Raw genomic sequence first — 11,889 nt, 5'->3', positions numbered from 1 at the left:
CATCTGGCTGCTAATGTAACACATTAAAACAGGCGCTTTACTTTTGTAAAACACAATTAATAGTTGATAGTATGAAAACATTGGTGATAGTAACACACCCCGATATAGAAGGATCGCTGGTAAATAAAAGATGGGTAGAAGAACTGAAAAAATATCCTGAAAGCTATGTAGTGCATGAGCTGTACAAAATATACCCTGATGAAAAAATTGATGTGCAGGCAGAACAGCAACTGGTGGAGCAGTTTGATAAAATTGTATTTCAGTTTCCCTATTACTGGTTCAATTGCCCCGGGCTGTTCAAGAAATGGCTGGATGAGGTTTTAACACATGGCTGGGCGTACGGAAGCAAAAGCGGCTACAAAGTCGCAGGAAAGAAAGTAGCCCTGGCTATTTCCGCAGGCGTGGATGAACATGAATACCGGGCAGGAGAAAAATATAAATACACGTTAACAGAGCTATTGCGTCCTTTCGAGTTAAGCTTTGAATATATCAGGGCCGACTACAGGCCCTTCTTTGCATGGTATGGTATTGAATTTAACGCCACCCGTGAATGGGTTGAAAAAAGCGTACCGCTGTATATGCAGTTTCTTCAATCACTGTAGTGTAACGGTTACATCTCCCATATTCTAATACTACTCTAATGTCACAACCAGGCGATGGCATAATAAATGTCGCTTTCCGTGTCTACCAAAATGTTCGCAAATGGATAGGCACGAAGCAACACAACAGCAATGGCATACATTGGAACAGGAAAAGGCAGTGGAGCAATCCGCAACAGACGCTGCTGCGGGATTAACAACCCAGGAAGCGGAGAAAAGACTACAGCAGCATGGTTTAAACAAACTTCCCGAAAAGAAAGCAGAGAGTAAGCTGATCCGGTTTCTGAAACATTTTAACGACGTACTTATTTACGTATTACTCGTGGCTGCTATTATTACCGCGGTACTGGGGCATTATACCGACACGCTGGTGATTATAATAGTAGCCATTGTAAATGCCAGTATCGGTTACTTTCAGGAAGCCAAAGCAGAAGATGCACTGAAAAGCATACAGGCGTTGCTCTCTCCGCAGGCACAAATTATACGGGATAACAAACGCATAGAGGTAGATGCCACTCATATTACCATTGGTGATATTGTACTGCTGAATGCAGGAGATAAAGTACCGGCAGATTTGAGATTACTAAGTGCCGACCATTTAAAAATAGAAGAGTCTGCCTTAACCGGCGAAGCAGAGGCAGCAGAAAAAACAACAGAAGCACTTGCCGCAGATACCGGCCTGGGCGACAGGCGCAACATGGCCTTTACCAGTACCACTGTTAGCGCAGGTTCTGGCAAGGGTGTGGTAGTAGCGATAGGAAAAGATACGGAGATAGGAAAGATTAACCAGATGATGCGGGAAGTGGAGCAGCTGAAAACACCACTGCTGCAGCAAACAGAACAGTTTGGTAAAACGGTTTCTGTATTTATATTATTAACAGCAGGCGCCACTTATTTATTCGGTCATTTTTTAAGAGACTATGATCAGGAAACCCTGTTAATGTCTATCATAGGTTTAGCAGTAGCCGCTATACCAGAAGGCTTACCAGCCATACTTTCTATTATTCTGGCCATAGGCGTACGCCGTATGGCCAGGCAAAAAGCCATTGTACGCAACCTGCCCTCCGTAGAAACGCTGGGCGCTGTATCAGTTATCTGTTCTGACAAAACAGGTACGCTTACCAAAAATGAAATGACCGTGCAGCAGGTGGCTGTAAAAGATGTGGAGTACAACATTAGTGGTATTGGCTATGCGCCCGATGGCGACATAAGCAAACAAGATCAAAAAGTAAACGTAGCAGACGAGCCGCTACTGCAACAACTGATTACCTGTTTTTATGTATGTAACGATGCCACGCTGGATAAAGACGAAAAAGAGGGCTGGGTAGCCAAAGGCGACCCTACTGAAAATGCACTGGTAACACTTGCGCATAAAGCCGGAGAAAACATTGTTCGCAACAAGCCGGAAAGAAAAGCCACACTCCCCTTCAGCTCAGACTATAAATACATGGCTACCAGTGCTGATACCAGCAATGGCCCTGTTATTTACATTAAAGGCGCGCCTGACCGCCTGCTGGATATGGCCACCCGTGAAGCCGGCACCAATGGAGAGCAGGATTTTGACCGCAGCTACTGGGAGCAGCAGATTACCCAACTGGCCAACCAGGGCCTGCGCGTAATAGGCGCGGCTTATAAGAAAACAGACCAGTTAACAGACCGGCTGGAACATGAGGACATTGAAAAAGACATTGTATTTCTGGGCCTGGCTGGCATTATTGATCCGCCGCGCGATGAGGCTATTGCTTCTATACAATCCTGCCACGAAGCAGGCATTACTGTTAAAATGATTACCGGCGACCATGCCGATACTGCCAAAGCCATTGGCAAACAAATGGGCATTGGCGATGGCGAAAAAATAATGGTAGGCAAAACACTGCAAAACATGGATGATGCGGCTTTGCAAAAGGCTGCGCAGGAATATGATGTGTTTGCACGTACCAGCCCGGAACATAAACTAAGGCTGGTAAATGCCCTGCAGGCCAGCAATATTATTTGTGCTATGACGGGTGATGGCGTAAATGATGCACCGGCATTAAAGCAGGCCAATGTGGGCATTGCCATGGGTATAAAAGGCACAGAAGTTACCAAAGAGGCTTCGGAGATGGTATTGGCCGATGATAATTTCAGCACCATTGTAGAAGCTGTAAAGGAAGGCAGGCGCATTTATGATAACCTGAAAAAGACCATCCTCTTTATACTCCCCACCAATGGCGCTGAAAGCTTCTTAATTATAGCCAGTATTCTTTTCGGTACGGTAATGCCACTGTTACCCGTGCAGATATTATGGGTAAACATGGTAACCTCACTCACTGTTTCCTTAGCATTGGCATTTGAACCTATGGAACCCGATGCCATGAAGCGGCCACCACGGCCCGTACGGGAACCATTGCTGAACGGCTACTTTGCCTGGCGCATTCTGTTTGTATCTGTTTTAATAGGCGGTGGTACGTTGTGGCTGTGTACCCGCCTGCATGCTGCTAATGTAGATGAAGCCACTGTGCGTACTATTACCGTGCAAACCATTGTAATTGCACAGCTGTTTCACCTGTTTAACTGCCGCAGTATTGGCCGTAGTGCTTTTAGTCAGCAGTTCTTTTCTAACCGGGCTATTTATGTAGTAGCGGCTGTGCTGTTTGTGTTGCAGGCATGCGTTACCTACATTCCGTTTATGAATCAGGTATTTGATACCGTGCCTTTATCTCTGGACCAATGGAAATATCCGGTGTACCTGGGGCTGGCTACGTTTATTATTGTGGAGGTGGAAAAGGCTATTGCGGTACGTGTACGAAGTAAAAATTCAAAAGTGAAAATTTAAAAGTAAAAACATGCATAAACGTAAAAGCCTCAGTATTGCTCTGAGGCTTTTACGTTAGTGACTGAACGTAGAACTATTCTACTTTTCTGAATTGTGCTTCCAGTACCTCTTTTGAGTTACCACCTACGAATACAGAAAACCTGCCCGGCTCAATCTGCTTATCGCCATTGGCATCGTAGTAGCTCAGATCTTCTTCGGTAAGTGTAAAATGCAGTTGCCTGCTCTCCCCTTTTTTCAGCAATACTTTCTGAAAACCTTTCAGCTCTTTCACCGGCCTTACAATACCCGCGCTGTGATCGCGGATATACAACTGCACCACTTCTTCCCCATCACGTGTGCCGGTATTGGTAACGGTTACCCTTACCTGTACCGGTTTGCCTTTGGCAGGAAGCGTATCCTGCAGGCTCAGGTTGCTGTATGCAAAGCTGGTGTAGCTAAGGCCATAACCAAACGGGTACAAAGGCTCATTGGGTATATCGCGGTATCTGCTGAACCAGTTACCCTGGTCATCCGTTGGTAAAGGGCGGCCGGTATTGGTATGATTGTAATACACCGGTATCTGCCCTACTGCTACCGGAAAACTCATCACGGTTTTACCAGCCGGGTTGTAATCACCACTCAGCACATCTGCCAGGGCATTACCGGTTTCTGTGCCCAGTATCCAGGCATACACAATAGCATCGGCCAGTGGTTCCAGTGCAGTAAGCACCAGCGGGCGGCCGGCAGATACCACGGCTATCAGGGGCTTACCGGTTGCGCGCAGCGCTTTCAGCAGACGTAGCTGCCCTTCTGGTATAACCGGGTTGGCCACGGCACGGTCTTCACCCGCCAGCTTACCGGTAATACCTACATTTACCACCAGCACATCTGCCTTGCGGGCAGCTGCCACCGCTTCCTGCACCAATGCATCGGTAGTATTGCCATCGGCACTGTAACCCGCAGCATAGGTAATGGCTTTACTCCCCCACTTCTGCTGCATGCCATCCAGCAGAGTTACGGCGTTTTTTGATTCGCCCATAGCTGCCCAGAAATCAAACAGGTCTTCTTTACTGTTTGCATAGTGCCCTATCACCGCCAGCTGCTGGCCTGTTTTGCGAAGGGGAAGGGATTGCTGGTTGTTTTTCAGCAACACCACGGAGGCACGTGCTGCTTTCAGCGCTTCGGCGCGGTGGGCAGCAGAGAATATCAGGCGTTGCTCCCTTTCAGTGGAGTTATACTTATAAGGCTGCTCAAAAAGGCCCAGCCGGAATTTTACAGCTAACACGCGCCCTACGGCATCATCCAGCTGCTGCTGTGTTATCTTACCCTGCTTTAACAGTGTGGGTATATAAGTGATGTTGATTTTCGATTCCATATCCATCATACTGCCTGCGTTAATGGCTTTTACAACAGCATCCTGCCCATCGGCAGCATAGCCCCACTGTACCATTTCGCCAAAGGAGTTCCAGTCGCTTACCAGAAAGCCTTTAAAACCCCACTTGCTTTTCAGCACATCGGTTACCAGGTATTTACTGGCACTTACAGGTACGCCTTCAAAAACATTAAACCCATTCATTACCGTAGCAGCCCCCGCTTCCACCGCTGCCTGGTAAGGCGGCAGGTATTTGTTCCAGAGCGCCACGCGCGACATATCGGTATTGTTATACTCCCTTCCGGCTTCTACTGCACCATAACCGGCAAAGTGTTTTACACAGGCCAGAATATGCTGCTCATCCAGATTGCCCTGAAAACCTTTTACCCGCGCGGCCGACAGTAAGGCACCATACCAGGGGTCTTCCCCTATACCTTCCATTACCCGGCCCCAGCGCGGATCGTTACTGATATCGCACATAGGCGCAAACGTCCAGTGTATACCGGCTGCCGCTGCTTCCGCAGCTGCTACCGTCGCATTCTGCTGTACCTGTGCCAGGTTAAAACTGCAGGCCTCTGCCAGCGGAATAGGAAAAATGGTCTTATACCCATGAATCACATCCAGGCCAAACAACAGCGGTATGCCCCAGCGGCTTTGCTCCACTGCAATCTGCTGTATAGCCCTTGTTTCCGCAACACCTATTACGTTTAACATAGAGCCAACCTTTCCCTCCTTTACCCATTGTATTTTAGTCTGCTGGCCTGCCTCGTTCAGGGCAGGGCCGGTAAACGCACCGCCGCTCAACTGGTTTAACTGGCCTGCTTTTTCCTCTACACTCATTCTGCCCAGCAGGTCTTTCACCCTTACTTCCACAGCTAATGAGGCATTTTTATAGGCAGGCTGTTCCTGCGCCTGTACTACGTAACTTATGCCATAACAACACAGGCATGTAACCACTCTTTTTAGCAACATATGTATTATTTACTTTATTGTTTTATCAGTTTGGTGTGCCTGCTCTTTTTTAAAGGGCCTTCCAGCGTAAGAAAATAGACACCCGCCCTTAACTCACTGATGTTTTTATGAATAGTGGTTTGCGTGGCATCTATGCTCCAGCGCTTTACCACCTGACCACCAGCGTTGGTAACAGACAAGGTTTCATAGCCGGTATCGCCGGTAAGAATGGTAACAGCACCCGTAGCCGGATTGGGATACAACTGTATATCTCCCGTTGCAGACGCTTCCGCCGCCAGAGCAGGCAAAGCCGCCATGAGTTGATTGCCGCTACCCGGTTGCTGGCCACAGTTATCAATAGCAAACCAGTTAAACTTAAACGTACCCGATACCACGTGAATACCTGTATAACTTAAAGCAGGCAGGGTAATAGTATCGGTAATGGTTTGCCATTCGCCATTGGTGGAAGGAATGGTTTTAATGCCATAGGTAATATTGCTATGCCCTATTCTTACTTGTGCAGGTGCGGTAGACCATACCCGGAAGCTGATGCGGTATAAACCAGCCGCAGGTACATTCAGCGTATTGTATGCAAAGTAGTGGCCGGTAGCCAGGCCGGTAAAGTTTTGCCCGCCACCCGCATCGGTACAGGCTTCCAACACCGGGCCGGAATGCCTGGCTGAAAAGCTTTCTGCTTCATACTTTGTATTAACCGAACAGGCAGTCAGGTTAACCAGCGTACTATCTGTAAGGCTGCCATTGCTGGCTATTACCCCAAAACTGCCTGGGGTAGTACCGGCCTGCAACCAGCCCGCTGCATCAATAGTATTACCGGTGCCGGTAACCGACCATTGCAATGAAGGTAAAGCTACTATCTGGTTACTGCTGTCGTAACCCGTAGCCTTAAAACGGTAAGTGCCACCCAAAGGCAGCAGCATACTATCTGGCGTAACCGCTATCCGCACAGGTGGCACGGGCACGGTAGCACAGTTATCAATAGCCAGCCAGTTAAATTTAAAAGACCCGGTTACTGCATGCACCCCCGTATAAGTAAGTGCAGGCAGTGTAACGGTATCTGATATGGTTTGCCAGGCACCGCCTGTATTGGGCACATTAATAATGCGGAAGGTGGTAGTACCATGCCCTATTTTAATACTGGCCGCAGCCGTGGTAGCTACCCGCAGGCGTATGTTATAACGCCCGGCAGATGGCACTTTCAGCGCACTGTAGGCAAACCATTTACCGGCAGTAATACCTTCAAAATGCTGGCCGCCATCTACATCATCCGTAGTTACCAGGTAAGGGCCTGCTGCTTTGGAAGAGGCAGATTCTGCCTCGTACCGGTTATTAACCGAACAGGTATACCCTGTTTGTACGGCCAGGCTGCCGGTAATACCACCGGAGCTGGCTGTAAGCTGATAAGTACCTGGTGTGCTGCCTGCTGTAAATACACCATTCGTGTTTACAGTATTGCCGGCACCGGTAACCAGCCAGCGCACCGTATCGGTTAACGGAACCTGTGTGTTATACTGATCGTACCCTTTGGCCGTAAACTGCTGCGATGCATGTACTGGTACCACCACGGTATCAGGTTTTATGTCAATGCGGGTTAAAACAGGATTGTTCATTACCTGCACGGTTATGGTGCGGGTTAAGCTGCCTGTAGTGGCTGTTACGGTATAAGTACCGGCAGCACTGGCCGTAAACAATCCAGAGGCAGATACCTGCGCCGAATCGCCCGATACAGACCATACAGGTGCAGGTGACAACATAATATAATTACTATCCGCATCATATCCGAATGCTTTCAGTTGTACCGATTCGCCCAGAAACAAACGGGCGCTGTCTGGCTGTATACGTACACTTTGTACCGCATGTGCATTGGCAGGCACCAGTTGCAGCCAGTTAAAGTTCCAGCCGGATGATGCGGCGGTAAGGCGTATGGTTTTCTGTCCCGGCCCAAATATGATAGGTGCAGATACTACCGTTTTCCATTTTTGCCAGCCGCCGGTAGCAGGCACCATTACGGTAGAAAGCAAACTGGTATCTATTCTTACTGCCACTTCAGAAGCATTGTTAGCAGCCACACGCAGGCGAATACGATACGCTGCAGAATCAGGCACGTTAATATCATACTCCAGCCAGGTACCATTGTTAATATAACTTACGTTCAATACCCCACTGGTATCTGCTGTATTCTCGGTGCAACAGGTATTGGAGTTATCAAAGGCTTCTGCCTCTATCCTTGCCGGTATAGGCTTGTAGTTGGTGGGCCGTACGCTGATGGCAGTAGTGCCTGCAACCGTAAGCGCATTGTGTGTAGCCGTAGCAGTTACCACACCTGTACTTTGAATAGTAGCCAGGCCGGTGCTGCTGATGGTATTGCCTGTACCGGAGATGCTCCATACCGGAGTAACGCCTGCCAATACATGCCCGTTCTGATCCAGCACCTTTGCAGTAAACTGTTGTGTTTTGCCAGGTAATACAGATACATTGGCGGGGGTAATGTCTACGGAATCCAGCACCGGTGTGCCCAGGCCCTGCTGGTAAATACGCACGTAATCAACCTGCATACTATCCGGCCAATCGGCCTCGGTAATATTACCGCCCATGCCGCCGCCGATGGCTATATTCATAATAACAAAGAACGATTTATCAAAGGGCCAGTCTTTCCAGTCCGTATGTGGATTGGCGTAGGTATAAAAGCCGACCCCATCGTGTGTAAAGCGCAGCGAATCGGGCGACCACTCCACACCGTATACATGATACACCGTATCCAGATCGGGCATTATCTGATTACCGCCGAGGTTGCCCCCATTGGTCCAGTTTTTATTTTCGGTATGCACGGCACACATGGCCTTGCCAAAGTTGTTACCTACATGTTCCAGTATATCCACCTCGCCGCTTTTGGGCCAGCTGCCATACGCACTGCTCACCGGCATTAACCAGAAGGCAGGCCAGGAGCCTCTTGCCCTGGGCAGCTTTGCACGCATTTCAGCTTTGCCATACATAAACTCCATTTTACCCAGCGATACTACGCGGGCAGAAGACCAGGGTGCATTAGGATCGCCGGTAGGAAAATCTTTTTTCCCGGTAATGATCAGGTTGCCATTACGCACCCGTGCGTTATCGCGTGTGGCATCAGCATATACCTGCTGCTCGTTGTTAATCCAGCCTTTGGGGCGCGCATCAATGGTCCATTTGGCAGGGTCTGGCAAACCATCCACGTCAAACTCATCGTTGTAAATCATGGTCCAGTTGGGGTTGCCATCAAACACCACATTGCCTCTGCCCGTATAAGCAGCAATATCAGGTTGCTGCAGTTGTGAACTATCTACCGTAAGCGTAAAGCTTGTTCTGGAATAGTTTACAGGTGAGTTACCGCTGAGTACTATATGCGCAGTGGTATCATTTACCCGCAGCAGATTACCTATGGTAACACCTGACGGCAAAGCCGAAGTATGCCAGCTGGCCATATTCAGCACCGGCTTAAATGCATCCCCATGCAATACCACTTCTATCTGCTTACCATTTTCATTACCCATAGGGATATTGGTGTTGGTAAGCGTAAGGCTGGTAGGGTTAGGCGCCTGTATCTGATCAAAATACAGAATACCATTCGCCTTTTTACCATCTATAAACTGAATGGCAATTCTGTTAAGGTCGGTTCTGTTATTAATACCGGTAAAAGTAAAAACCGCTTCCTCCCACTGGTTTACATTCTGTATGCGGTAAGTGCGGTATACCGCCTGTGTATAATCGGTACCAGGTTGTAGCTTAAACATTACCTCTTCCTTTACATTGCTGTACACCATCATTTTAAAAGTGGCACCGGCAGAAAGGTTCAGCGGTGCTGCCAGTGTTACAGCCGCAGCCATGTAGGCAGAACTGGAAGTATCCTTAGTAAATTTAGCAACCTGAGCAGTGGTATTTAAACCGGCAGGCGCCGGGTTGGCCGCATTAAAAACAACGGTTCCTGTGGCATTGGTACCGGCATTGTATATCCAGTTACCAGAGGCCGGCCCGTGGCCTTCCATATCATCAATCAGTAACCACTGGGCACTAAGCGGGAGGGCATAGCTCAACAGCGCTATACCTATGAGTAAAGCAATCTTTTTCATCTGGCGCAATGTTTATAAAAGCAGGCGGACACATTTGTTATCCGCCTGCCATGAACAAATGGTTTATTCAGGAATGAACAGTACTGCATCGGCAGGCAGGTAGCCGTCGGCCCCCGCATTACTGATTTCTACGAAGCTGTTGTTTTGCAGGGCATGTTTACCCAGGCTTACCCACTCTCCTGAGGTTTGCCCTTCCACGCTGATGTCAGCAGGTTTTATAACCACCTGCTGTACACCAGATGCAGTGGATATGGTAAAGGGCAGGCTATTGGAAATACCTTTGATTTTGGGAATATATACATACACCTGGTAAGTACCTTCTTTAGACAGGCGCGGCGTAAACTGAACAGATTTCTGCTCCTTGCCCTTGCTGCTGTCAATATACATGCTGCGGCCATAAGCACCATGCAGCAATCGCTGCCAGTTGCCTTTTACCTGTGCCTGCTTTTCATCGTCATTATCCACCAGTACCTCCGGCGCTTTGCCGTTCAGCAGCGGGTCTTTCGCAAGCACGGCCTGTAGCTGCTTCACATCAACCTGGTGCACGTTGTTGCTATGCTCCATTGCCAGTGAGGCTGCTACCGCCGCCGACTGTGCCAGCACCATAAACACCGGCTCCATACGGATTGAACCATAGGCAATATGCGTAGCCGATAAACATACCGGCACCAGCAGGTTGGTACACTGCTCCTGCTTAGGCGTAATGGCGCGGTAAGAGATGGGGTAAGGGCCAAAGCCCCCCTCTTCCACATTCCCTTCATTCTTTACCATACCATTTACCACTATGCGCTGGCAGTTGTGTGAATCCATAGTATAAGCGGCCATACCAATAGCATCCTCTGCTACTTCACGGCCCTGACAGTTGTGCTGCGTCATTACATACGCACCCACCATGCGCCTTGCTTCGCGTACATATAGCTGTGGCGTCCAGTTGCCATTATCCTGATACTCATCTTTCGGGTACCCCCATTGTAACATCTGGTTACGCAGGTGCTCCGGCATGCGGGCATCATGGCCTATAAAGTATAACAGCCCTTTGGTATAATCCTCATGCTCTTTACGGATTCTGCGGCGGGTAGCCACATCTGCCTCCGGGTAGTTGCTGCTATGGCCAATCATATCGGTAGAGATAGGGCCGTTGTTATTGATATCTGTTTTATGATTGGGCATGAGATCGAACTTGAGAAAACCCCAGAGATCACCAGGTACCTTTTTCTGCAGATAACGCAACAGCAGTTCGTAACGGGAAGAATCGTAGTTATCCGGCCGCTCAATAGTTACCCTGTTGGCAGGGTCATTACTAAGGCATATGCGAAAATTATAAGCCTGTACCCTTTTATCGCCACTACCCTGCGGCGGCAATGCGCCTTCACTAACGCCCCATACCAGGCCACTGTTGGGGTTACCCGGCTCTTTGTAGGGGTCAACACCATCCGGAAACTGGTGGCCATGCATCAGCTGCACGCCGTTAAACGTTTCGTTGTACTGGCTATTGGCTTCACGCCCTACGGTATAAGATACACCGGCTTTGGCCATCAGATCGCCTTCATAAGAACAGTCGATAAACACACCTGCATCTACCGCCTTTACTTTACCGGTAGAATCACTTACCGCAATACTGCTGATGGCAGCACCGTTCTTTATTACCGTATCCAGCTGGTAACCGTATACTACTTCCACACCTGCTTCTTTAATATACTGCTTCATTACATCCTCTGCCACATGCGGCTCAAATATCCACTGCTCAAACTTACCGTAGTGTTTACCTATGCGGCGGTACACATCCAGCGACAGGCCGTTGATGGCGTATTTATTACCAATATCCGTATACCCCAGGCCACCTGTGGTAAGGCCGCCCAGGTGAAAGCCTGGCTCAATTAATACTACTTTCCGGTTCATTTTGGCAGCGGTATACGCCGCAATAACACCGGCAGCATTACCACCGTAAATACAAATCTCTGTCTGCGTATGCGCTTCTTTATTCTTACAGCTCTGCATAAACAGTGCACAACCCACTGTTACCAGTACCAGTCTTATATACTTCATAATTCA

At 48.7% G+C, this 11,889-nt stretch carries 5 protein-coding genes; 2 read left to right on the top strand and 3 right to left on the bottom strand.

The genetic code is table 11. The annotated features are described in order from the left end of the window. Positions 1-71: 71 nt before the first annotated feature. Together IEY13_RS03230 and IEY13_RS03225 are read left to right on the top strand one after the other, a co-directional pair. Positions 72-602, top strand: a complete 531-nt coding sequence (locus IEY13_RS03230) for an NAD(P)H-dependent oxidoreductase (protein ID WP_188950514.1) — start codon at positions 72-74, stop codon at positions 600-602. Between the two features lie 100 nt (positions 603-702). Continuing rightward, entirely contained in the window at positions 703-3,414 is a 2,712-nt protein-coding gene (locus IEY13_RS03225; protein ID WP_188950513.1) for a cation-transporting P-type ATPase, read from the top strand. 73 nt (positions 3,415-3,487) lie between these two features. On the opposite strand, the gene bglX is transcribed toward IEY13_RS03225, so the two are convergent. The 3 genes from bglX to IEY13_RS03210 all read right to left on the bottom strand — a co-directional run bounded on the left by bglX (position 3,488) and on the right by IEY13_RS03210 (position 11,883). Continuing rightward, a complete protein-coding gene (gene bglX, locus IEY13_RS03220) occupies positions 3,488-5,737 on the bottom strand; it encodes a beta-glucosidase BglX (protein WP_188950512.1) in 2,250 nt (749 codons plus the stop codon). Positions 5,738-5,751: 14 nt separating this feature from the next. Then, positions 5,752-9,837: a carbohydrate-binding protein gene (locus IEY13_RS03215; protein WP_188950511.1), complete on the bottom strand. Its 4,086-nt coding sequence runs from the start codon at positions 9,835-9,837 to the stop codon at positions 5,752-5,754. 63 nt (positions 9,838-9,900) lie between these two features. Beyond that, positions 9,901-11,883 carry an FAD-dependent oxidoreductase gene (locus IEY13_RS03210; RefSeq protein ID WP_188950510.1) on the bottom strand — a complete coding sequence of 661 codons (1,983 nt, stop codon included), beginning with the start codon at positions 11,881-11,883 and terminating at the stop codon, positions 9,901-9,903. Positions 11,884-11,889: the final 6 nt, after the last annotated feature.

It is taken from the genome of Filimonas zeae (assembly GCF_014641615.1).
GTDB classification, from domain to species: domain Bacteria; phylum Bacteroidota; class Bacteroidia; order Chitinophagales; family Chitinophagaceae; genus Filimonas; species Filimonas zeae.
The sequence above is the reverse complement of the archived record's forward strand: the minus strand, read 5'-3'. Positions and strand labels throughout refer to the sequence as shown.